Origin of the sequence: Pontimonas salivibrio (genome assembly GCF_002950575.1) — a bacterium.
Lineage (GTDB): Bacteria > Actinomycetota > Actinomycetes > Actinomycetales > Microbacteriaceae > Pontimonas > Pontimonas salivibrio.
Window position 1 is genome coordinate 590,335 of the sequence record NZ_CP026923.1, and the last position, 23,428, is coordinate 613,762.

General features: G+C 59.1%; 20 protein-coding genes. 15 read left to right on the forward strand and 5 right to left on the reverse strand.

Annotated features, from left to right (window positions below; translation table 11 throughout):
* Window positions 1-20: 20 nt before the first annotated feature.
* Together C3B54_RS03120 and C3B54_RS03125 are read left to right on the forward strand one after the other, a co-directional pair.
* Window positions 21-1,520 (forward strand): SDR family oxidoreductase, encoded by a 1,500-nt coding sequence (locus tag C3B54_RS03120; protein WP_425440310.1) that lies wholly within the window; start codon window positions 21-23, stop codon window positions 1,518-1,520.
* Between the two features lie 106 nt (window positions 1,521-1,626).
* Window positions 1,627-3,771: a DEAD/DEAH box helicase gene (locus tag C3B54_RS03125; protein ID WP_104913198.1), complete on the forward strand. Its 2,145-nt coding sequence runs from the start codon at window positions 1,627-1,629 to the stop codon at window positions 3,769-3,771.
* Here the strand turns inward: C3B54_RS03125 and C3B54_RS03130 are convergent.
* Window positions 3,742-4,449 carry a Pr6Pr family membrane protein gene (locus C3B54_RS03130; RefSeq protein WP_158665491.1) on the reverse strand — a complete coding sequence of 236 codons (708 nt, stop codon included), beginning with the start codon at window positions 4,447-4,449 and terminating at the stop codon, window positions 3,742-3,744. The two genes, C3B54_RS03125 and C3B54_RS03130, sit on opposite strands and share 30 nt — an antisense overlap.
* An 83-nt stretch (window positions 4,450-4,532) precedes the next feature.
* Here C3B54_RS03130 and C3B54_RS03135 point away from each other — a divergent pair, with 83 nt between their 5' ends.
* The gene (locus tag C3B54_RS03135) at window positions 4,533-5,003 is read left to right on the forward strand and encodes an 8-oxo-dGTP diphosphatase (protein WP_104913200.1); all 471 of its coding nucleotides are present in this window, start codon (window positions 4,533-4,535) and stop codon (window positions 5,001-5,003) included.
* Here the strand turns inward: C3B54_RS03135 and C3B54_RS03140 are convergent.
* Complete coding sequence (locus tag C3B54_RS03140) at window positions 5,000-5,848, reverse strand: GmrSD restriction endonuclease domain-containing protein (RefSeq protein ID WP_104913201.1); 849 nt, start codon at window positions 5,846-5,848, stop codon at window positions 5,000-5,002. The genes C3B54_RS03135 and C3B54_RS03140 overlap by 4 nt on opposite strands.
* A gap of 121 nt (window positions 5,849-5,969) precedes the next feature.
* On the opposite strand from C3B54_RS03140, the gene C3B54_RS03145 reads away from it, so the two are divergent.
* Complete coding sequence (locus C3B54_RS03145) at window positions 5,970-6,194, forward strand: hypothetical protein (protein ID WP_158665492.1); 225 nt, start codon at window positions 5,970-5,972, stop codon at window positions 6,192-6,194.
* A 58-nt stretch (window positions 6,195-6,252) separates the two neighbouring features.
* Here C3B54_RS03145 and C3B54_RS03150 read toward each other — a convergent pair whose 3' ends face one another.
* Together C3B54_RS03150 and C3B54_RS03155 are read right to left on the reverse strand one after the other, a co-directional pair.
* A complete protein-coding gene (locus C3B54_RS03150) occupies window positions 6,253-7,848 on the reverse strand; it encodes a TM0106 family RecB-like putative nuclease (RefSeq protein WP_158665493.1) in 1,596 nt (531 codons plus the stop codon).
* Window positions 7,849-7,903: 55 nt separating this feature from the next.
* Window positions 7,904-8,158: a glutaredoxin family protein gene (locus C3B54_RS03155; protein ID WP_104913204.1), complete on the reverse strand. Its 255-nt coding sequence runs from the start codon at window positions 8,156-8,158 to the stop codon at window positions 7,904-7,906.
* Window positions 8,159-8,436: 278 nt separating this feature from the next.
* On the opposite strand from C3B54_RS03155, the gene C3B54_RS03160 reads away from it, so the two are divergent.
* Both C3B54_RS03160 and C3B54_RS03165 read left to right on the forward strand, forming a co-directional pair.
* Window positions 8,437-9,867 carry an aspartate ammonia-lyase gene (locus C3B54_RS03160; protein WP_104914239.1) on the forward strand — a complete coding sequence of 477 codons (1,431 nt, stop codon included), beginning with the start codon at window positions 8,437-8,439 and terminating at the stop codon, window positions 9,865-9,867.
* A gap of 10 nt (window positions 9,868-9,877) precedes the next feature.
* On the forward strand, window positions 9,878-11,002 hold the full coding sequence (locus C3B54_RS03165; RefSeq protein ID WP_104913205.1) for a PrsW family intramembrane metalloprotease: 1,125 nt from the start codon (window positions 9,878-9,880) through the stop codon (window positions 11,000-11,002).
* A gap of 219 nt (window positions 11,003-11,221) precedes the next feature.
* On the opposite strand, the gene C3B54_RS03170 is transcribed toward C3B54_RS03165, so the two are convergent.
* Window positions 11,222-11,629: a pyridoxamine 5'-phosphate oxidase family protein gene (locus C3B54_RS03170; RefSeq protein ID WP_104913206.1), complete on the reverse strand. Its 408-nt coding sequence runs from the start codon at window positions 11,627-11,629 to the stop codon at window positions 11,222-11,224.
* A gap of 225 nt (window positions 11,630-11,854) precedes the next feature.
* On the opposite strand from C3B54_RS03170, the gene rpsO reads away from it, so the two are divergent.
* The 9 genes from rpsO to gatB all read left to right on the forward strand — a co-directional run bounded on the left by rpsO (window position 11,855) and on the right by gatB (window position 23,418).
* A complete protein-coding gene (gene rpsO, locus C3B54_RS03175; RefSeq protein WP_104913207.1) occupies window positions 11,855-12,124 on the forward strand; it encodes a 30S ribosomal protein S15 in 270 nt (89 codons plus the stop codon).
* Between the two features lie 246 nt (window positions 12,125-12,370).
* Entirely contained in the window at window positions 12,371-14,617 is a 2,247-nt protein-coding gene (locus tag C3B54_RS03180) for a polyribonucleotide nucleotidyltransferase (RefSeq protein WP_104913208.1), read from the forward strand.
* 291 nt (window positions 14,618-14,908) lie between these two features.
* Window positions 14,909-15,613 carry a bacteriorhodopsin gene (locus tag C3B54_RS03185; protein WP_104913209.1) on the forward strand — a complete coding sequence of 235 codons (705 nt, stop codon included), beginning with the start codon at window positions 14,909-14,911 and terminating at the stop codon, window positions 15,611-15,613.
* 111 nt (window positions 15,614-15,724) lie between these two features.
* Window positions 15,725-17,077: a M16 family metallopeptidase gene (locus C3B54_RS03190; protein WP_104913210.1), complete on the forward strand. Its 1,353-nt coding sequence runs from the start codon at window positions 15,725-15,727 to the stop codon at window positions 17,075-17,077.
* Window positions 17,078-17,135: 58 nt separating this feature from the next.
* Window positions 17,136-17,738: a histidine phosphatase family protein gene (locus tag C3B54_RS03195; protein WP_104913211.1), complete on the forward strand. Its 603-nt coding sequence runs from the start codon at window positions 17,136-17,138 to the stop codon at window positions 17,736-17,738.
* A 57-nt stretch (window positions 17,739-17,795) separates the two neighbouring features.
* Window positions 17,796-20,024 (forward strand): NAD-dependent DNA ligase LigA, encoded by a 2,229-nt coding sequence (gene ligA, locus C3B54_RS03200; protein WP_281256243.1) that lies wholly within the window; start codon window positions 17,796-17,798, stop codon window positions 20,022-20,024.
* A gap of 60 nt (window positions 20,025-20,084) precedes the next feature.
* Window positions 20,085-20,384, forward strand: a complete 300-nt coding sequence (gene gatC / locus C3B54_RS03205) for an Asp-tRNA(Asn)/Glu-tRNA(Gln) amidotransferase subunit GatC (protein WP_104913213.1) — start codon at window positions 20,085-20,087, stop codon at window positions 20,382-20,384.
* Window positions 20,381-21,913, forward strand: coding sequence for an Asp-tRNA(Asn)/Glu-tRNA(Gln) amidotransferase subunit GatA (gatA, locus tag C3B54_RS03210; RefSeq protein ID WP_104913214.1), 1,533 nt, complete (start codon window positions 20,381-20,383; stop codon window positions 21,911-21,913). Before gatC ends, gatA begins: the two co-directional genes overlap by 4 nt.
* The gene (gatB, locus tag C3B54_RS03215) at window positions 21,910-23,418 is read left to right on the forward strand and encodes an Asp-tRNA(Asn)/Glu-tRNA(Gln) amidotransferase subunit GatB (RefSeq protein ID WP_104913215.1); all 1,509 of its coding nucleotides are present in this window, start codon (window positions 21,910-21,912) and stop codon (window positions 23,416-23,418) included. The genes gatA and gatB overlap by 4 nt, the downstream gene beginning before the upstream one ends.
* The last annotated feature ends 10 nt before the right edge of the window (window positions 23,419-23,428 follow it).

Genomic DNA, 23,428 nt, shown 5'->3' on the forward strand with positions numbered 1-23,428 from the left:
AGGGGCATACGCTGTGGAGGGTGAAAGCTTTAGTCACTGGTGCATCAGGTTACGTCGGTGGGCGACTCGTCCCGCGCCTGCTCGAGCAGGGCTTCGAGGTCAGTGTGATCGTACGAGACGCCCATCGTTTAGACGACGTGCCCTGGCGCTCCCAGGTGACAGTGTTCGTGGGCGATCTGCGCGACGAAGAGGCGGTAGCCAAAGCGGTTACAGGCCAAGACATCGTCTACTACTTGGTCCACTCGATGAGCCACGCTGACGATTTCGCCAGTGTGGAGCGAGAAATCGCTCACATAGTGGCCAGGCAAGCAGCGAAACACAACGTGTCCCGCATCATCTATTTGGGTGGGCTACACCCCGCAGGGCCGCTATCGACGCACTTAGCCTCCAGAAAAGAAGTGGGCGAAGTGCTCTTAGCCTCCGGGGTCCCGACCATTGTGTTGAGAGCCGGAGTGATTATTGGTTCCGGGTCGGCCAGTTTTGAAATGATTCGACACCTCACCGAAGTACTCCCCTATATGCCTGCACCCAAATGGGTGCGGAACTTTATCCAACCCATTGCCATCCGAGACGTGCTGCACTACCTGATCAAGGCCGCCTCGATCGACCCCTCCATCAACCGTGGATTCGATATTGGGGGACCGGACGTATTCCGCTACGGCCAACTAATGAACGGCTACGCGCTGGAGGCGGGGCTCAGCCAGCGCCCGATTGCCGCCCTGCCGGTACTCACCCCCTGGTTGGCTTCGCAGTGGGTCAACCTCGTCACCCCCATTCCCCGGTCGCTCGCGGTTCCCATCATCGAATCCCTGCTACACGACGCGGTGATGAAAAACCACGACATTGACGACATCATCGCCCCACCCCCAGAAGGCCTTATTGGCTACCGCAAAGCCGTTCGACTGGCTTTGGGCAAAATGCGTGCGGGCGAAGTCGAAACCTCGTGGCGTGATGCTCAGATTGCTGGTGCACCACAAGACCCCCTTCCCACCGACCCCGAATGGTCGGGCCACACCGTGTACACCGATGTGCGCACGGTCGAGTCTGAGGCCAGCACTACCGACTTGTTTCGGGCAGTGGAATCAATCGGCGGCGACAATGGCTGGTATTCCCTGCCGGGGGCGTGGGCGCTGCGGGGTTTCATCGACAAACTAGTCGGGGGTGTGGGGCTCAGGCGGGGTCGTCGTGACGCCGATCATCTTGTCACCGGAGACGCTCTCGACTTCTGGCGGGTTGAGCGCGTAGAAGCCGGACACCTGGTCCGACTGCGCGCCGAAATGAAACTTCCGGGCTTGGCGTGGTTAGAGTTCCAGGTTGACGAGGCCGAGTCGGGGGGAAGTATCCTCACCCAACGGGCCACCTTTTTCCCCCACGGATTAGGCGGTCGGCTTTACTGGTTGGCCGTGATGCCTTTTCACGGGATTGTGTTTGAAGGAATGGCCAGGGGTCTTGCCCGAAAAGCTGAGGCCTATCAGGATGAACCCCAAGTGGCGGCATCTGCTGGCAACCCGCTAGAGTAGGGGGGAGCTCATCACCGGTTGTTGCCGGGTCTGGTGGGCGTGAGGACACCCAGAGAGAGCGTTTCTCGGTTCGTTGGTGGTGTCACGGTGCAACACAAGGAGATGCATGGCCCACACAGGTGCCGCGAAAACGGCGTCGCGCAACGGCTCAAAGTCGAAATCGCGTAGGCGCCCCTTAGATGACGAGGGCATTATTCCCGTGCTCGCGCGGGCTGTGCGTGAGGTCGAATCGCAAGCCGCAAGAGGCAAAGTCAACGCCCAAAACCGCACAAAGTTCCAGGTCGCCGCACTTCTGGTGCGCGAAGAGCGAAACCGCGTCAAAGATGACGCTGAAGTGTCGACCCAAGAACGCGCTGAAGTACTCAAACGCCTGGATGGTTTGGCGGCCATCATGGCAAAAACCGCGGCTAAAGACACCAGCCTGATTGCCCTGTTGGCACCGGAAGCCAAAGTGTCGGAAGCTGCGAAGCGGCTTCGACGCGATTTCCTCCTCGCCAGTGGCGCCCAGCTCGCCCCCGAAGAGCTCATCATTGTGGATCGGGTGGAAACACCCAGCCCTGAGGCGGCAAAACAGGTGGTGCCACAGTCGGTGCGTCAAGCACAGCTGGCCAACCCTTTTATGGCCCCCGATTTCGCGGCCTACGCCCAGTCCACTGGGCGCGCCGAAGGACGACTGGTCAACTGGGAGCTGATCGAACCGCTCTTTAGAGCGTTCGAACAGGGCTCCGGCGGTGGTGCGGCGAGTATGGAATTGCCTGAACCGGCTGGCCTTTCCACACCAGGGGGCATCGAATTGATGCCCCACCAATCGAGCTTTGTGGAGGCTGCGAAAGCGGGTCACCGGACCTTCCTCCTCGCCGATGAGCCTGGTCTGGGTAAGACAGCTCAAGCGTTGATGGCTGCGGAAGTCGCCGAAGCCTTCCCGCTCCTTGTCGTGGTGCCCAACGTGGTGAAAACGAACTGGGCCCGGGAGGTCGAGAAATGGATTCCCGGCCGTCGTGCCACGGTTGTTCACGGTGATGGCGGCGAATTGGATGCTTTTAGTGAAGTGTTTATTGTGAACTACGACATTCTCGATCGACACGTCGGATGGCTGTCAAAGTTTGACTTCCGAGGCATGGTCGTTGACGAAGCCCACTTCATCAAAAATCGCGAATCACAGCGTTCCAAAATGGTTCAGGCTGTGGCGGGCACTATTCGGGCGAGGCTCGGACACCCCCTCTTGGTGGCCCTCACGGGAACACCCCTGATTAACCAAATCGAAGACTTTCGAATGATTTGGCAGTTCCTGGGGTGGATTGACGACAAGAAACCCCTGACCGAATTGATGGCCAAATTGGAAAACACGGGCCTCACACCGGTTGATCCCGGGTTCTTCGCCGAAGCCAGGCGGGCAGTGATTTCCATGGGCATTGTCCGTCGTCGAAAAGAAGACGTTGCCGGCGATATTCCTGCCCGTCGTATTGCCGATATTCCGGTCGAGTTGGACGATGAGGCGGGTCGATCCATTCGGGACGCGGAGCGTGCTCTTGTGGAGCGCCTGATGGCCCGTTACGACCGAGTGGTGGCCGCCCGGGGAACACCGACACCCACAATCGATACCGATTTGGTTCGCTTGGTCTGCCATTCAGAGATTGAAGAGTCTAAGCAAGACGACAGTTCACAAAACGTGTTCGCCTTGGTGCGCACAATTGGTAAAGCCAAAGCATTGATGGCGGCTGATTACACCGCTCAACTGGCGAGAAACGTCGGCAAGGTTGTCTTCTTCGCCAAACACATCGACGTGCTCGATGTCGCCTACCAACACTTTGTCGACAAAGGTTTCAACCCCACCCAAATTCGTGGTGACCAAACCAGTCAGGTGCGCCAAGACGCCATCGACCGGTTCACTACCGACGAATCGGTGGGCGTCATTGTCTGTTCCCTCACCGCGGCGGGCGTCGGCGTTAACCTTCAAGCAGCCTCCAACGTGGTCCTCGCGGAGCTCAGTTGGACCAGTGCGGAACAAACCCAAGCCATCGACCGGGTCCACCGAATTGGCCAAAATGTGCCCGTGACGGCCTGGCGGATCGTGGCCGCACAGACAGTCGATCAGCGCATCGCTGAACTCATCGACCAAAAATCTGGTTTAGCTCTTCGCGCCCTCGATGGGGATGAAGAGGCCAGCACTGTGGAAGGCACGATGCAGGAAGCAGCGCTCGGAAACCTCCTTATCCAGGCCTTAGAGGCCAGAGGAGAAATCCGCGGGTAGCGCCGCAGACTGTGACATCGCTCGAGTAGAGCGCAGTCGACAATACAGCCGGTTCAGCATGAGGCCTGCTGCCAACAGCGCACTAATGAACAGCGCTATTCCTAAGACGTGTGCGCCCACACCCGACCACCCTGCGGGGTTACTGGGATTGAGAAAGGCGTAGGGGTACCAGCCGGCGAGGTCGCCCCGCACAAGCGTCCCGCCCAACCATCCAATCGGGTAGACAAGCCCCCACGCCATCGAACGCCACGGAAGTGCGGCACCGTGTGGACTGAGAATCCAGTCCAGCACCAGGTATGCCGGGATGACGACGTGGATGACTTCATTGGGAAAAGCAATATCTGAGACAAACCCACCGGGCTTTGGGGGTAAATCCCGTAGTAACAGGTTGTAGACCGAGCCGGTCACGATCGCGTACGCGACCAGCGAATGGCGCACCCCCACAAGCGCAGGAGAATCCATGTGGGACTGAAGCTGGTGAAGCCCAGTAATGGTCAGTACCACCATGTTGGCGATTGAGGTTTGGATAGAAAAATAGGAAAAATACTCTTCGGGAACAAAAGCCTGATGGTGGATTTGGTCCGAGATTTGGGTGAAAAGGGCGACAGCGAGGGTGGCAGCGGCCACCAGTGCGAGGACACCGAGACTCTGACGCAACAGTCCAGGACGAGGTTCCACGACGTTCACCATTTCGTGTAGGGGTTTCCACACGTTAACAGGTGGGCTAGCCCCAGCCAAGGCCTGACGATAGCCTGTTGCGAATGTACGACGTCGTAGTGGTCTACCCCCTTCTCCAGTCTGAGGGCACCGAACACATCCTGTTAGGTGAAAAAAAGACCGGGCTTGGACAGGGCCGGGTCGTTGGCCCTGGCGGGAAGGTCGAATCCGGCGAAAGCCTGAGACAGGCGGCCGTGCGCGAACTTTTTGAAGAAACCACGCTGGTGGCCGAGGAAACATCACTCATTCCCATCGCCACCCTCCACTATCCCTTTCCCACCAGGCCACATCTGTCCCAGCGCTCCCACGCCTTTTTAGTCAGAGAGTTTGAGGGTGAGCCCACCCCCAGCGATGAGCTCATCCCCCAGTGGTGGCCTAAAACCCAGATTCCTTTTTCCCGAATGTGGCCCGATGCCAAATTGTGGTTGCCCTCCGCTCTCGCGGGTGGGTTTATTCGAGCAACCGTCACTATTGGCGATGACGACGGTGTTCTCGGTGTCGAATGGGCGTCCTAAAACCCCGGAAGTGACCCCGGTCGAAACATGCCGTGTTGATCTGGGGTGAGCGCGGGTGGATTCCCGCATTCGCTGAGGATGGTATCGATTCGTTCAAATTCCGGCGGCGTTACCCACAGGTCGTAGTGGGCTTTCACGGCCACTTGCCTCGCGACGTATTCGCACCAAAAGTCACCCTTGGGCGGTAACCAGGTCGCAGCGTCACCGTCGCCCTTTTGAGCGTTTAGCCGACCAGACACGGCAATCAGATTGAGCGGATCGTTGGCAAAACTGAGACGGGTTTCGGCGTCCAGTTGAGCCGCACCGGTCTGCCAGGCGTTGGATAGTGCCACGACATGGTCGATTTGCACAAGGATTGAGGTGGCTTCTCCGCGTTCAAAGTCGATCACTTCGCCACTAAACGGGTCGTCGAGAGTGCCAGAAAGTACTGTGCACTCGCGTTCGAGGACCAGGTTGTCGAGGTCCCGCTGCAAAATGTCGTTTCTTGTGTCGCACCCATTGGCGTCCACGTCGAACCACGCACGTCCAAACTGACCTTCCCTGTCGTAGCCGGTCTTTGGGGCGCGACCTTTAATGGGAATGCTCTGCAACATCTCTCGGGCGCTCAAATCGTCGGGTTCCCTGCTGCGGCTGTCCGGCTGCTCGAGGTTGCCATCTGGTCCACCCTCCACAGGAGCATCAGGGCTGGAGCCCTCTGATGACTGAGTATCCGTGTGAGGCTGCGTTACTGGCGCCGGTGGGAAGGGGTCATCGGCTCCGGTGATGACCGCAGAAAGTGCGTTGATCACGAAGAGCGCGATCAGGCCCGCAGCACCCCACAGGAGGCCTCGTCGAATCGGATGCATCGTTTCTTAGCGGGCCTTTCTGGAACCACACGCCGTGGCCTTAGCGCCAGTGTAAAAGGGTCGGCTCGTAGACTGCCCACGCCGTGGATCCACAGTGTCGAGACAGAGGGGAGCAGTAGTCATGCCAAGCCGTATGGACAATGCCGGTTTAGTGGAACTTGAGGCGCGAATGCGTGAGCTCGACGAGTGGACCCGAGCCCTTGAGGGTGAGCACGATGACCTAGAAGAACTTCGCCTCAAGGTGTTTCCCGATGGGGAAGACCCGTTAGATGACTGGAATGACTACCACCGCGTGCGAAGCGAATACGACCGCCGCGCAGCAGAAGAGTTTGACCTCGGCCAGTAGCCCCACTGTTCCCAGTAGCCCCAGTGTTCCCAGTAGCCGCGAGGTGCCCAGTGTGTGCTTAGTGGGGTGTTTCTTCTATAGCTCTTCGCTCCAGTAGCCAGTGATGCAGGGCCCTCGTGGAGAGTGTGTCAAGGCGGTTGTAGTCAAGAATGGTGTGACTAATCCGCTTCGCTTCAGAGTGGTTCCCAGATTGCGTGGCCTTGAGGTAGCGGCTAAAGGCAAGAACCGATTCGCCTCCGCCACTAATACCTGAGCGTGTGTCTGGCTCAAAATAGAGTGCTTCTAAATCTTTTAGCGCATACCCCGATGTCCCCACCGCCACGCTCGCCATCACCAAGCGGTAGAGGTCGACAAGTGTTCCCCCCGATTCGATCTGGGCTATGACATTCCGGGGGTCTGCGTGACGTTCGGCCAAGCGTCGCAGGGCTGTGGCTTCATAGTCTGCGTAGTGGTAAATCGACATGGTGGGGTAGTTGCTGAGGCGGTTAGCGATCCAGTCCAGAAAATCCCGAAACGCTGTGGCTTCAGAGGCGAAGTCGCTGGACCACCACGAGTGGTATTCCCCACTGTCGCCCTCCATTACGCCAATGAGATAGTCGATACCCAACCACGACTGGGCCCCCTCAGCCCTAGGGTTCCACGCACTGCCATCGGGCCATTCGTGGTAGGCAGGATCACCCTCGAAGTCCAAATAGATATCACCTGGCTGGAGGGTATTCAGCGTGGCCAATCTGGTGGAATTGACCACGCTGGTTGCGGGTCGGCCCCCTCCTGAGCGCTTGGTGAGGACTTGAAGGGTGGCTTGACGGTGGGAGCTTTGAACCTCGACCGGGTCGGCGCCGGCCAATACGTCATCGATTTCATCGGAAGATGCTTCCGCGAAGGCGGTCATGGTGGTAATCCCCCGCGCACGAAGAATCCGCCGGTGGGTTCTTCGAAGCCGGGCAATGAGGAACAGATCGTCGTGCGGGGACAGCTCGATTTGGCACCACGCGCAGCTTTGCCGTCCGCACTGATCCAGTGGCGTCGTGGACCACTCCAGTGACAACTCGCCTTGGTGATAAGCCCGCACAGCCTGGGCTAAGCCATCACACGCAGTCCTCCACGCATCCCATGAGTCCTGCAGTTCAAAGCGCTGGCGACCCGTGTGGGCAAAATTCATCACCGCGGTGGGTGAGAGGGCAACCCCTAACTGTGTGAACCCGCTGTGTAGCCCGGCGAGCTCGATCAGTTGCCGCCGCATCGTGGACTTGCCCAAACGGGCCTGCTCCATTTCGTAGGCCCCATCCAGATGGGAGATCAGCGCATCGGCCCCTCCTTCAATGAGTAACCCGTGATCAGGGTCGACCCATTCGATGGTGGGGGCAAGAACTGACGTCTCACCGTCTAGAAGATCCGGCAGGGCTTGAGCCCCGTCTGTATCCCTCCAGTTCGCGATGGTCGGGTTGTTGTGGCGCCAAAACTGTTCCACCCGCAGCCTGTGGTCTCGAAGGGCGCGGCCCATGAGTTGCGCAATGGGCCGACTGATGGCGGCCACTGGTGTGGTGCCCTCCACCAGGCAGGCGTAGTTTTTCAGCGCCGCGTAGGGGCAACGGTCGCTTTCACTAATGTCTCGAAGCGTCCACAGCACCGTGCCATCTGCGCGGGTTTTCACGCCGATGGCCCCGGCAGCTCATTGGTGCACAACGAGAACAGAGTGGGGTTCAGGGCTAAATCAGATTCAGCTCTGTCAACTTTTCCTGGAGAAGCGGGCTTGACGGTTCACTCAGGTGACTGCCGTCGGGGAAGAGAAGGACGGGAATTTTCTGCAACCCGCTGATTTCGATGGCACGTGCTTTGTCGGCTTCGCTGGCATCGATGTCGTGGTAATTGAAATCCACACCGAAGTGCTCCATTAAGGCTTGAGCCCGGCGACAGTCGCCACACCATTGGGCTCCATAAAATTCGATTGTGGGCTCAGACATGGGTGATCTCCTTCGCTGTGTTGATACCCCGAGCATAGGAGCGAACCCTGCTTATCCACTAGATGTGAATTGGTCACATAGCTGTTGCTCGATAACGCCGCAGTGTTCGGTCCCGGTTAAGACCCAAGCTCCTATGCTGGGCTCGAGCAGGACCAGTGAAGCGTGAGGCGGAGGCCAGCATGGTGGACACCACGGGACCAGGACCCACAATTGACCAAGACGGGACGGGACGTGCTGTTTTCCACCCGGGGCTTGGCAGCGAAGAAGCCAACGTCGCCATGCGTGTGGAGCGTGACTCTCTGGGTGAGATGGAGGTTCCCGCCGATGCCTACTGGGGGGTTCACACCGCCAGGGCCTTGCACAACTTCCCCATTAGTCGCCGGGCAATCTCTAACTACCCTGACCTGCTAGTCGCCTTGGCGCGAGTAAAACAGGCTGCCGCCAGAGCCAACCGCGATTTGGGTGTCTTGGAAAAAGACAAAGCGGACGCGATTGACGCGGCCTGTCAGGAAATTATTGACGGGTACTTGCACGACCAGTTTGTGCTCGGCGCCATTCAAGGTGGTGCGGGGACATCGACCAACATGTGTGCGAATGAAATCATCGCCAACCGTGCCCTGGAACTGTTGGGACACCACAAGGGCGAGTATCAGTACCTCCACCCCATCGATGACGTCAATCGCTCACAGAGCACCAACGATGTCTATCCGACCGCAATCAAATTGGCCATGGTGCGTGGCATCCAGGCCCTCCTGCCCGAACACCGCGCTCTGGCGGAAGCCTTTGGGGACAAAGCCGTTGAATTTCGGGACGTCCTGAAAGTGGGTCGCACCCAGCTTCAAGACGCGGTGCCGATGACTCTCGGTCAAGAATTTGGTGGTTTTAAGACCACCATCTCGGAAGATTTCGATCGCCTCGGTGAAGTGATTGCCTTCCTGTGTGAGGTCAACATGGGCGCCACCGCCATCGGCACCGGGATTACCGCCGATTCCCGCTACGCGGAAGCCGTCCGGTCCCATTTGGCAGAGGTGACAGGGCTCGACATCCGCACGGCACCAGATCTGATTGAAGCGACCAGCGATGTCGGTGTGTTCATGACCCTCAGTGGTGTGTTGAAGCGCTCGGCCGTAAAAATCTCGAAGATCTGCAACGACCTGCGCCTACTCTCCAGCGGACCCCAAGCGGGGTTGGGGGAAATTAACCTTCCCGCAGTCCAAGCGGGTTCGTCGATCATGCCCGGCAAGGTCAACCCGGTGATTCCGGAAGTCGTGAACCAGGTGGCCTTTTCGGTAATTGGTTCCGATGCGACCGTGTGTGCGGCAGCTGAAGCGGGACAGTTGCAACTCAACGCCTTCGAGCCGGTGATGGCGGCGTCCATCCTTCAATCCTTGATGTGGATGACGAAAGCCTGTCGCACACTGCGCGTGAACTGCGTGGTGGGAATCACCGCCAACGAGGATCGACTGGCCGCCCAGGTCGCTTCCAGTGTGGGTGTCGTCACGGCGCTCACGCCAGCAATTGGCTACCGCAAAGCTGCCGAGTTGGCCCATAAAGCGCTGGAGGGTCACCGGTCTATTCGCGAATTGGTCCTCCAAGAAGGCCTGATGGAAGAAAGCGAGTTGGATAAGGCTTTGCACCCGGATCGCTTGAGTGGCCTCAGTGATGCGACCAGTCAGATTGTTCTGCCCGCTGTCGACCCAGACGACTAGTCTCTAGCGGATGAGTGCAGCCAAAAAGCCTCCGGGTGGGGGCTCGCCGTTTGGAAGAACGCTCGCCATCAGCGCTCTTGTGATTGTGGGTTTTGTCCTGGTGGGGGTTGCCACCCTGGTCGCGTTGGACACGCTGGCAGGTAATTTGGGCGGCCCACTGCTGGTGATTTCTGCCGTCGTGGCGCTGGTTCCTCTCGCCATTGTGGCGTGGGGGATTCGATGGATTGACCGATTCGAACCAGAACCCCCGGCAGCGACCTGGTTCGCCTTCCTTTTTGGCGCAGGGGTTGCGGTGGTCATTGCCTTAGGTGTTGATGCCTGGGTGTGGGGTAGCTCGGCACTGGCGGGCAGCCCAGAAGCTCTATCGGCTGTGCTGGGGCCCACCGTGCAAGCACCGCTAGTGGAGGAGTTTGGTAAAGGTCTTGCGGTGTGGGTGTTGTTTTGGGTTGGGCGCAACCGCCTCGATGGCCCGATCGATGGTGTGGTGTACGCGGCCTGGTCGGCGGCAGGTTTTGCGTTTAGCGAAAACATTCTCTACTTCGGTGCCGCCATTGCCCAGGGCGGGGACGTGTTTGTTGAAACGTTCATCGTGCGGGGGTTAATGTCACCGTTTGCCCACGTGATGTTCACCGCCCTCATTGGTTACTCGTTGGGCCGCGCAGCAGAAAAAGGCGTGCGGCGTGTAGCCCTCGGGGCGTTCCTCAGAGGGTTTATTCCGGCCGTGTTGTTGCACGCGCTGTGGAACGGCGCGCTGTTTGTAGTCAGTTCTTTCTACGTGTATTTCTTCATCGTCCAGGTCCCGCTCTTTATCGGCGCGGTGCTGTTGGTGTGGTGGCTTCGCAACCAGAAAGCCGCCATTTTGCGGGAAAATCTTGGCTACTACGCCAGAGCAGGTGTGATTGCTGACCAAGAGATGGGTTTCCTCACCACCGCATCCGGTCGCGTGGTCGCCCTTCGGTGGGCCAAAAAGCGAGGGCTCACCAAACAGCTCGATCGGTTTATTGCCGTCGCGGTTCGCTTAGCACTCACTCGACACCGGGATGAGCGGGGGGTGCCTCCTGGCCGGGAAGACTGGGAAGGGGCATTGGTGGGCGAGCTCATTGACGCACGTGATCGGTTGCACTTCGGGCACTAGCAGCGACCGCATCGGATGCTGAGGCTCCAGCGGGAGCCGTAAAAAAGAACCCGATCGCAGCCCCAGAAAAGAACCTCGCCGCCCAGTGGTGGGGCGATGCCTCCGACTCTCCTGGGCGGCGAGTAACTTCTCTTCAGTGTGAACCCGTTGGCGCCTTCTGGTCAAGAGTTTTTGTGGTCACAAAACGGTCACAAAAACCAGCCGCTTGGAGGGGGCGCTTTAGCTCCTGCGGAAGCGCCGACCCGTGATGTGGGTGGGATTTATTCGCACAACCCGAGGACGCTCGGTCGGAAAAAGATCCGGAATTCCTAACGTTTTCGCTTGGTCGACTTCCGACATGGTGTCCAACTGTTGGGCGTGACCGTGAAGCACCACACTGTAACCCTCGCGGTCGTCGTAGTGGTCGATTTCGAACGCGACGTTTTCGTTGATGGTCAGCTCCACGAGCTTTGTTCCTGGCCCGGTGCGGAATACCAACGATTCGTTGTCCACGACGTAGGTAATGGGGAAGATATCCAACACACCGCCCGCCGTGGTCGCTAACCGGCCCACTTCGTGTGAGGCCAGTAACTGCCAGCACTCTTCTGTGGTGAGTTCGGTGACGGGGCTATCCGATGACGTGTCCATGACCTAATCCCTTATTTGGCGAGTGACTTGAGACCAGGTTAGTGCCAGGTGCACGGCGGAGGAAAGGGTGTGGGCAGGGGGTCTGATTCACCGACTTCCGTGTGGGGGAGGGTGGGTGATTGCGGTGCTAAGCTAGGGCGTTGCGCCGTGTAACGGCCGCGGATAAAGAGAGCTTCAACATCGGGTTGGGGCGCCGCGCAGCGAGAGAGCAAAGGTGGGTTCACTATGAGCATTAGTCCCGAGACCAAAAAGTCCATCGTCGAGCAGTACCAGACCCACCCCGGTGACACGGGTTCACCCGAGGTCCAAATTGCTCTCATGACGCACCGGATCACTGAACTTACTGAGCACCTGAAGACCCACAAGCACGACCACCACTCGCGTCGTGGACTGCTGCTTCTGGTGGGTCAGCGTCGCCGCCTGCTGGGTTACCTCCAGCGTGTCGACATCGGTCGTTACCGCGTACTGATTGAGCGCCTGGGCCTTCGCCGCTAGGCACTATCCCGCTTTTTCCGCCGCCGCCTGCTAGCCTGGGGGAGCGCGCTGTTGCGCGCGGAAAAAACTGCATACCTTCGCGTCTGGAACGCTCCGGCATGAAGCTGGTCACCGGTGGTGGTCTACTGTCAGGTCAACCTCACAGTGCACTTCTACTGTTGGCCAGTCTCCCCGAGTCATCCAGACCGTGATTCTGCGCGGCATCGCCGCGCAGACGGTGTGCGATGACATAAAGGAGATACACCTATGGAAGGTGACGACATTACGTTTGCCGAGGCTGTTTTAGATAACGGTTCGTTTGGTAAGCGCACGATTCGCTTTGAGACTGGGCGCCTCGCCCAGCAAGCCCAAGGAGCCGTCGCGGCATACCTGGATGAAGAAACCATGTTGCTCTCGGCAACTAGCGCGGGAAAGCACCCTCGTGAAGGGTTCGACTTTTTCCCACTGACCGTTGACGTCGAAGAGCGTCAATACGCTGCCGGCAAGATCCCCGGATCGTTCTTCCGCCGTGAGGGTCGCCCCTCCACGGAAGCCATTTTGGTCTGCCGTTTGATCGACCGGCCACTGCGTCCCTCGTTTGCCACGGGCCTTCGAAACGAAGTGCAGATTGTCATCACCGTGCTCTCGATTGCACCCGGTGAGTTCTACGACGCTCTCGCAATTAACGCGGCAAGTGCATCGACCCAGATTTCCGGTTTGCCCTTTAGCGGTCCCATTGGCGCAGTGCGTATTGCGCTGATTGGTTCGCAGTGGGTCGCGTTCCCCACTCACGCCCAGCTCGACGAAGCGGTCTTCGACATGATGGTCGCCGGTCGTGTAGTGAAACAAGACGATGGCACCGACGACGTCGCAATCATGATGGTCGAAGCGGAAGCCACTGAAGGTAGCTGGAACCTCATCCAGGCTGGTGCAACCAAGCCCGATGAGGACGTCGTTGCTGGTGGTTTGGAAGCGGCGAAACCCTTCTTGCGTCAACTCATTGAGGCCCAGGCCGCAATGGCCAAAGACTCCGCCAAAGAAGTCCAGGACTACCCCCGCTTTGCGGACTACACCGATGAGGTCTACAAGGCCGTTCAGGACTTGGCGGCAACCGATTTGGCTGCGGTCTACCAAATCGCCGACAAGCAGGAGCGTCAGGCCAAAGACGATGAGCTGAAAACTCAGGTTAAAGCCACAATCGCCCAAAAGGTGGAGGCCGGAGAGCTTCCTGAGGAAGCCAACGCCATGGTGGGTGCTGCGTACAAGTCCGTCACCAAATCGGTGATGCGCCGCCGCGTGCTCACCGAAGGTATCCGTATGGACGGTCGCACCCCGGAGCAGATTCGTGGGCTAGACGCCGAAGTGGAAGTTATTCCCCGAGTACACGGTTCCGCACTGTTCCAACGAGGTGACACTCAGATCCTGGGTGTGACCACGCTGAACATGTTGAAGTTGGAGCAGCAACTTGATTCGTTGAGCCCTGTGACGAGCAAGCGTTACATGCACCACTACAACTTCCCGCCCTACTCGACAGGTGAAACCGGTCGTGTGGGTTCGCCGAAGCGTCGAGAAATCGGTCACGGTTTCTTGGCCGAGCGGGCACTTGTTCCGGTTCTTCCGACCCGTGAAGAGTTCCCCTACGCCATTCGTCAGGTATCCGAGGCCCTTGGCTCCAACGGTTCTACTTCAATGGGTTCGGTGTGCGCATCGACCCTGTCGATGCTGGACGCCGGTGTGCCACTGCGTGCCCCGGTTGCGGGTATTGCGATGGGTCTGATCAGCGAAGAGGTTGACGGAAAGATGCACTACAGCGCATTGACCGACATCCTCGGCGCCGAAGACGCCCTGGGCGACATGGACTTCAAGGTCGCCGGCACGAAGGACTTCATCACCGCAATCCAGTTGGACACCAAACTCGATGGTCTTCCCGCGAGTGTCCTGTCGGGCGCGTTGGGTCAAGCCAAAGAGGCTCGACTCAGCATTCTTGACGTGATGAATCAGGCCATTAGTGAGCCCGATGAGATGGCACCTACCGCGCCGCGCGTGATCAGTGTGCAAATCCCTGAGGACAAGATCGGTGAACTCATCGGACCGAAGGGTAAAACCATTAACGCCATCCAAGACGAGACTGGTGCTCAGATCTCGATTGAGGATGACGGCACGGTGTACATCGGTGCGACCGACCAGGCGATTGCCGACGAAGCCCGTTCACGGGTGAACGCGATCGCTAACCCGGTCACGCCGGAAATCGGTGAACAGTACCTCGGTACTGTCGTCAAGCTGGCCACCTTCGGCGCATTCGTGTCGCTGATGCCCGGTAAAGATGGCCTCTTGCACATCTCAGAGGTGCGCAAGCTCGCCGGTGGTAAGCGCGTGGAGGACATTGAAGAAGTGCTCTCCGTGGGCCAAAAAGTCCAGGTGGAAATCACCAAGATTGATGACCGTGGCAAGCTTTCGCTGAGCCCCGTGTTGGATCAGGGTGCTCCATCAGGAGATGACGGCGAAGACGGCTAAGAGAACCAATCAGTTCAAAGGGGCGGAAATTTCCGCCCCTTTGCTGTTTCTTGACCCTTATCCACATCGCTTTTGTCGATTACCTACAAAAGGTTCCCAGTTTCTTTTCAGGTGAATTTGGGGTTTCACCTAGACATTGGTTCACGCCATCGCGGTAGCCTGTGGGGCGCTAGTCGTGGAGGGCAGTTTGACTCCGTCGATTAGTGCGGGGGACCACCCCCACCACCCGCCGACATTCCGTCGTGGCGGCGGGCGGACAAGTAAAAACCCAAAACCTTTCGAGGGAGAACAATGGATCTGCTCGCTATTACGCAGGCATTCTTCATGCTCGGATTTGTGGCCATGGCCGCGGGAACGCTGTACTTCGTTCTCGAGCGCAATGACATCAAGCCCGAACACCGCATGACTGCAACCTATGCCGGCATCATCACCTTCATCGCCGCGATTATGTACTGGATCATGACCGACTTCGTCGGCTTCTTTGACCAGGCCACAACCGCTGATGTTGGTGCAACGATGCCCTACCGTTACATTGACTGGCTGCTCACCACCCCGCTTCTGCTGGTGGAATTTGGTCTCATTGTTGCCATCGCTGGTGGCGCGACCAAGAGCTTCATGACCAAGATCATCGTGGCGGACATCATCATGATCGTCACCGGTTACCTCGGTGAAGTTGGAGAACCAGGTTCAGCGAACAACTGGATCTTCTTCATCATTTCCAGCCTCGCGTGGTTCTACATCGTGTACGCGGTGTACCAGGTGAAGCTCGACGGAATGCCCGACTACGCAGCACGCGCCGTACGCATCATGCGTCGCTTCGTGCTCTTCGGTTGGACGATCTACCCCGTCGGTGTTGCTGTTGAGGAATTCCTCACCCTTGGTGGAGCGGATGTCGGCCTCGCCGTCAGCCTCGCCGCAATCATCTTCGTCATTGCCGACGTGTTGAACAAGGTGGGCTTCGGAATGGTCGCGGTTGCCGCTGCCAAGAAGGCCTAAGCACCCGTAATAGCCTGTGGGCCGGAGCGAGAGCTCCGGCCCATTTGGCGTTTCTGGAGACTTCGTATCCGTGCAGGCGCTGCTGACTTTCTGCCAGTAGGCTCGGCGATTGTGTCTGAAGCTATTGATCTTCCCCTTGACGTTCCAGAAATCGCGAGCACCATTTCTCAGGGGGCACACTTTCGTCGCACCGTGCACCCTTCAGGGCTACGCATCCTCACCGAATGGGTACCGGGCGCTGCAAGCACCTCGGTGGGCTTCTGGGTGCCCGTCGGGAGCCGTGATGAAGACGCTGTGGCATACGGCTCCACCCACTTCCTCGAACACCTCCTGTTCAAAGGCACGCCCCGTCGCACGGCGATGGATATTGCGGTGGCCTTTGACCGCGTCGGTGGTGAACACAACGCGCTGACGGCAAAAGAGCACACCTGCTACTACGCCAAAGTGCAAGACCGCGATGTGGACATGGCCATTGATGTTCTGGCCGACATGGTCTCCTCATCATTGATTGACGTGGACGAATTCGACGTTGAGCGTCGGGTCATCCTCGAAGAGCTCGCCATGGCCGATGACGACGCTGCGGATGTTGCCCACGAGCGGATTGCCGAAGCGGTGATGGGTGACCACCCGCTGGGGCGCCCGATCGGCGGTTCGCCGGAAAGCATCGAAGCCGCATCCAGGGATCAAGTCGTCGCCCACTACGAGCGCTACTACCGCCCCGATCACCTTGTGGTGACCCTGGCAGGCGCCGTCGACCACAACCACGCCGTACGGACACTGTTAGAGGCCCTAGAGCGCTACGGCTGGCCACTCGACCAGCAGGCACCTCCCGTGCCAAGGCGCACGACGGTGGCACCGACCCTCCCACAAGAACCCACTAAGAAGCTCATCCATCGACCGTTGGAACAATCCACGGTGGTGTTGGCCACACCAGGGCTCACCCAGACAGATGAACGACGCTCCACCGCGGCCGTGCTGACCACCGTGCTGGGTGGTGGGATGTCGTCGAGGCTATTTCAAGAGATTCGCGAGAAGCGCGGCCTGGCCTACAGCGTCTACGCCTACTCAGGCCACTACTCCGATGCGGGGCTGTTTGGGATGGCCGCTGGTACCGGACCTGAATACGTCGACACTGTCGTTCGCGTGATGCAGGACATTTTCCGAGAGATCGTTGCAGAGGGAATCACCGAGGAAGAACTCGAGCGCACACTCGGCAACCTCCAGGGTGCGAGCTCCCTGGCGCTGGAGAGCACAGACACCCGGATGGTGCGCTTGGGCCGATCCGAGATTCACACGGGTGAATTTGTCGACCGAGATGAAGCCTTGAGGCGACTCGACTTGGTGACCCTGGATTCTGTGAGGGACTTGGCAGCGAGTGTTGCCGGAGGGCCACTCAGCGCGGTCGCGGTGGGAGCGATCAGCGACACGGCCCTCGACAGCGTGGGGTCACTCGTAGCAGACTAGGAGCCGGTTCGATTGCCCACTCACTGTGGGTCGACCTCCTCGGAAAGTGAGACACACGGTGTCGCGGTATCTCTACCTTGTACGACATGGTGAACAAGTCGACGCCGAATACGGCCTCCCGGAAGGGCCGCTGTCTCCGCGGGGTATGCGCCAAGCCGAGGCCATCGCCGAGCGCCTGAGCGGGGTGCCCTTCACCCACGCGTACACCTCACCGCTTCAGCGCGCGCTGGACACTGCCCACACCATGACTAACCGCCTCCCGTCACTCACGCCGGAGCCTTCCGCATTGCTGATGGACTGTGTTCCCAGTGGGCCAAGCGCAGATATGCCTGGCGTGTTTGAGTCGTTCTTTGGTGGAGTGAGTGACGAAGAAATTCAGGCCGGTGAAGCCCAAATGGCTGACGCCACAGCGGAATGGCTTTCTGTGGGACAAGGTGACACCCACGAACTATTGATCACTCACAACTTTGTGATTGCCTGGTTTGTTCGCGAAGTGTTCGGGGCCGCGCCGTGGCGTTGGATGGGAATCAACCAAGCCCACTGTGGCTTGACCATCATTCGCGTGCGCACGGCAAAACCGGCGGTGCTGATCACTCACAACGATCTTGGCCACCTCGCCGCCGAGTTGCGCACGGGAATGCCCGACGAGCAGCCCTTCTAAAGCGTCCTGATGTTTTCCCAACCCAGGTCGGTCACACCGCCGGTTTAGAATGGCATCGTGCAGGAGTCTGAGGCTCGACAAGAAATGGACGCTCTGGCGGCCAACATCTACGCCCTCAGGGACGCCTACTACGCGCGCAACGAACTCCTCGCCGATGACGCCCAGTACGACGAAATGGTCGCACGGTTAGAAGCGCTCGAGGAACAGTTTCCGCAATTTGCCACCGACGATTCCCCCACCCGGATTGTGGGGGCCGGGCAGTCAACACTTTTTTCTCCCCTGGTGCATGCCGAGCGGATGTACAGCCTGGACAACGTGTTTTCCGATGAGGAAATGCTCGAGTGGTTGGCCAAGATTCACGCCGAATACCCTCACGCACAGTTTTTGTGTGAACCCAAAATCGATGGCCTGGCCATCAACCTTCACTACGAACACGGGCAACTGATGACGGCGGCCACCAGGGGTGATGGTGTCACCGGTGAAGATGTCAGCGAAAATGTTCACCACATTCCGGGACTGCCCAGGGCGCTTGAGGGCAGTGACCACCCACCCGTTGTCGAAGTGCGCGGTGAAGTGTTCTTTCCCGTTCAAACCTTTCACGATATGAACGCCACCCTCGCCGAGGCGGGCGAGCGAGTATTTGCTAATCCGCGAAACGCAGCGTCGGGGTCGCTGCGTCAAAAACTTGACGGGCGTAGCGCGGCCAAACAGGAGTCGGGGCGCTGGCGGATTTCCCAACTGCAGATGACCGTTCACGGAATTGGGGCGTGGCCCGAACCACCACTATCAACCCAAAGTGAGCTGTATGACCTGTTGGGCTCCTGGGGTCTGCCGGTGTCGTCCCTGGCTGAAGTGCACAGTGACCAGGCAGGAGTGATCGACTTCATTCACCGGTTGAACGAACGCCGTGACGAACTGGACCACGAAATTGATGGGGTAGTCGTCAAGGTGGATTCGTGGGCGACGCAGCGTGAACTGGGCGCAACCTCGAGGGCGCCACGGTGGGCCGTCGCCTACAAGTACCCGCCAGAGCAGGTGACCACTATCCTGCGCGACATCGTGGTCAGTGTGGGCCGCACAGGTCGAGCCACCCCCTACGCCGTGCTCGATCCGGTCACTGTCGCGGGAAGTGAAGTCGAGCGGGCCACCCTGCACAACCAAGATGTCGTCAAAGCCAAAGGTGTGCTCATTGGCGATCACGTGGTGATTCGCAAAGCCGGTGATGTGATCCCTGAAGTGTTGGGCCCTGTCGTGGAACGGCGTGATGGGTCAGAGCGTCCCTTTGAAATGCCCACTCACTGTCCGGAATGCCACACTGCCCTTGCCCCCCAAAAGGAGGGCGATATCGATTTGCGCTGCCCGAACCAGCAAAGCTGCCCCGCGCAGGTGCGCGGACGCATCGAACACATTGGTTCGCGCGGCGGCCTCGATATTGAAGGATTAGGTGAAGTCAGTGCTTTTGCGTTGACCCAACCCTTGCGGCCCTCACCGCCTCCGCTTGAGTCTGAGGCGGGACTTTTTGGCTTGAGTGTGGAAGATATTTTCCCCATCGATTACCAGCCCCGAGATGTTGACACCGGCCAACCGCGGGTGGATTCCGAAACCGGAGAGCCGGTTGTCTTGAGTCCATTTAGGAGAAAGCGCGGCAAAGACGACCCGCCCTATCGAGACGGCGGTGAGTTTGCGGGGACCGAGACAGAAGTTCCCTCTAAGGCGGCCATTGAACTGATTGATCAGCTGGCCCAAGCTCGAGAGAAACCGCTCTGGCGTCTCCTGGTGAGTCTCAATATTCGACACGTCGGTCCGGTAGCGGCCCGGGCGCTCGCTGGGCATTTTGGTTCCCTCGACGCCATCGAAAAAGCTGGCAGCGAGCAACTCGCTGCCATCGACGGGGTGGGGCCCACTATCGCCCAATCAATTGTTGACTGGCTGGCAGTGGACTGGCATCAGCAGATTCTGGAGTCGTGGCGAGCATCGGGTGTGCGGTTTGTCGACCCGGACTGGTCGCCTCAGAGCTCGACACAGCAGGACGGCCCGCTCGCTGGGGCCAAGGTTGTCGTGACCGGCAGTGTGGAGGGTTTCACTCGCGATGGGGCCGCTGAAGCGGTTCGGGCTGCCGGGGGAGTACCTGTCTCCAGTGTGAGTAAAAACACCACCGTGGTCGTGGCGGGACCCGGTGCGGGATCAAAACAGGAAAAAGCCATTGAGCTGGGTATTCCTGTGGTGGATCAGAAAGACTTTGTGGCCCTCATTACGGATGGCCTGGACGCTGTGAGCGCCGACTAAGACCACAGCCCACGCCCCCTAAACTATGGGGGTTAGCGGGTCGATTAAGTAGAGGGCGTTATGTCGGAAATTACCCCGGATCAGGTGCGACACCTTGCGGGCTTAGCCCGCATTGCTTTGGATGAGGGCGAAATCACGCGACTTGCCGGGGAACTGGGCGCCATCGTTGACGCCGTGGAAAAAGTGAGTGCTGTGGTCTCTGAAGGTGTCGAACCGACCAGCCATCCGATTGGTTTAGGAAACGTGTGGCGAGTCGACGAAGTCGGCGACACGTTGACCACTGAGCAGGCCCTGGAGGGTGCGCCCGATCATGACGGCTCGCGTTTTCGAGTCACCGCAATCCTGGGTGAAGAACAGTGAGCGACCTTCATCGGCTTTCCGCCCTCGACCTTCAAGGCTTGTTGCAGTCGGGTGAAGTCTCTGCCACCGAGGTGACCCAAGCATTTGTGGACCGCATTGCGGCCGTAGAACCCGTGTTGAACGCGTTCGTGCACGTCAATGAGGGAGCACTCGCTGAGGCCAAAAAGATTGACACCGCACGTGCTGAGGGCAAAAGTCTTCCCCCCACCGCCGGGCTTCCCCTAGGGGTCAAAGACGTGCTGTGTACGGTGGGGATGCCCACCACAGCGGGGTCACGCATTCTGGAAGGCTGGTATCCGCCCTACGACGCGACAGTGGTGAAAAAATACCGTGACGCCGGGATGGTGGCACTGGGTAAGACGAACATGGACGAATTCGCTATGGGTTCATCCACAGAACACTCCGCCTACGGTCCGACCACCAACCCGTGGGACATTGAGCGTGTGCCCGGCGGTTCCGGGGGAGGTTCCGCTGCGGCGGTAGGGGCATTTGAGGCACCGATCGCGCTCGGTAGCGACACTGGTGGGTCCATTCGACAGCCTGCAGCCCTCACCGGAACGGTAGGAATGAAGCCCACATACGGCGGAGTGAGCCGTTACGGTGTGATTGCGTTGGCGTCCTCCCTCGACCAAGTAGGACCGGTCGCGAGGAGCGTCGCTGACGCCGCACTACTCCACGACGTCATCGCCGGTCACGACCCCCACGATTCGACGTCAATTCCTGATGCTTGGCCGTCCATGTTGGAAGCAGCACTTCGATCGGGAGCAGAACCTGACTTGCGCGGGGTGCGCCTGGGTCGAGTGAGACAGCTTGACACTGACGGCTTCCAACCCGGGGTTCGCTCCCGCTTTGCTGAGTTGCTCGAATTGGCCAGTGCCCACGGCGCCGAAATTATCGATGTCGACTGCCCACACTTTGACTATGCGGTGGCCGCGTACTACCTGATTCTGCCTGCGGAAGCCTCGAGTAATCTCGCGAAATATGATTCTGTCCGGTTTGGGATGCGCACCACCCCCACCAATGGTCAGGTCACTGTCGAAGACGTGATGGCGGCGACTCGTGAGGCCGGCTTCGGTGACGAAGTCAAACGGCGCATCATTTTGGGCACCTATGCACTGAGTGCGGGTTACTACGATGCCTATTACGGCAGTGCCCAACAGGTGCGCACCCTCATCCAGGGCGACTTCCAAAGAGCCTTCGAACAAGTTGATGCTCTGATCACCCCCTCCGCTCCGACCACGGCGTTTAAGTTGGGCGAACAGTTGGATAACCCGTTGACGATGTATGCCAACGACCTGACCACTATTCCGGCAAACCTTGCCGGAGTTCCGGGGCTGTCACTTCCCATTGGCCTGGCGCCAGAAGATGGCCTCCCGGTCGGTGCTCAACTCATGGCACCCGCCTTCCAAGACCAACGCCTTTACAGCGTGGGAGCAGCCTTGGAAGCACTCATGATTCAGCGCGACGGCTCCACACTCAGCGCACTCGTGCCAGAGCCTGGTCAACAACGACAGGGGGTGGCTCAGTGAACACTCTCGTCGATTTAGATGTTGCACTGGAGCATTTTGATCCGGTCATCGGACTGGAAGTGCACGTCGAGCTCAGTACGACAACAAAAATGTTTTCTCCCGCACCCAACCCGGCTGCATCACTGGAAGATTTTGCCCCCAATACGGCCATCTCACCGGTGTGCCTGGGATTACCGGGCTCCTTGCCGGTGGTGAACGCTGAGGCGGTGCGCTCCAGCATTGCCCTCGGTCTGGCCCTGGGCTGTGAGATTCGTCCCACCTCACGTTTTGCAAGAAAAAACTACTTCTACCCCGACCTGGCCAAGAACTACCAAATCAGCCAATACGACGAACCGATCGCCCACGACGGTGTCGTCGAAGTGGAACTCGATGACCAGAGCGTGTGGAGTGTGGAAATCGAGCGCGCCCACATGGAAGAGGATGCCGGGAAACTCACCCACGTGGGAGGCAACACCGGACGTATCCAAGGTGCCGAGTATTCTCTGGTCGACTACAACCGGGCGGGTGTGCCCCTAGTGGAAATTGTGACCCGGCCGATTGCGGGCGCCGGGGAGAAAGCACCCCAGTTGGCTCGCGCCTATGTACAAACCATCCGCGACATCGTGATCGCACTGGGTGTGTCCCAGGCGCGCATGGAGCGTGGAAATCTGCGCTGTGACGCTAACGTCTCTCTGATGCCCAAGGGCGCCACCGAGTTCGGTACCCGCACGGAAACCAAGAACGTCAACTCGTTTCGCTCTATCGAGCGTGCCGTGATTTACGAAATCCGGCGGCAGGCCACCCTGCTGTTGGAGGGTACGGCCATCACTCAGGAAACCCGGCACTGGCACGAAGACACCGGTCAAACCAGCCCGGGTCGTCCCAAATCAGATGCCGATGATTACCGCTACTTCCCGGAACCGGACCTCCTGCCGGTGAGTCCCGACCCGGACTGGGTGGAAGAGATCAGGCAGTCCTTGCCAGAAACCCCGTCCGTTCGGCGCCGGCGACTGCGCGAAGCATGGCAGCTGGCCGAAACGGACTTCCAAGCCCTCATCAACGCGGACCTGTTGGATGTGGTGGAGGAGACCATCAACCAGGGCACCACGCCGGCGTCAGCCAAAAAATGGTGGCTGGGTGAGCTCTCCCGGATCGCCAACGACCGTGATGTGCTGGTGACCAGCCTGTTGACCCCTGCGCAGGTTGTTGAGCTCGATAGCCACATCACCCAGGGCACCATCAACGACAAAATGGCGCGGGAAGTCCTTCTCGCCATGGTTGACGGCGAAGGCACCGCGGCGGAGATTATTGACGCCCGTGGTCTCGCGGTGGTCAGTGACGACGGGGCGCTCCGCGCAGCGATTGATGAGGCGCTGAGTGCCCAACCCGACGTCTTAGAGAAAATTCGCGAAGGCAAAGTGCAGGCCGCGGGTGCCATTATCGGTCAGGTGATGAAAGCCTTGGGTGGTCAAGCAGACGCTCAGCGCGTGCGAGAGCTCATTCTCGAACAAGCCTCACAGTCTTAACACCTGAAGC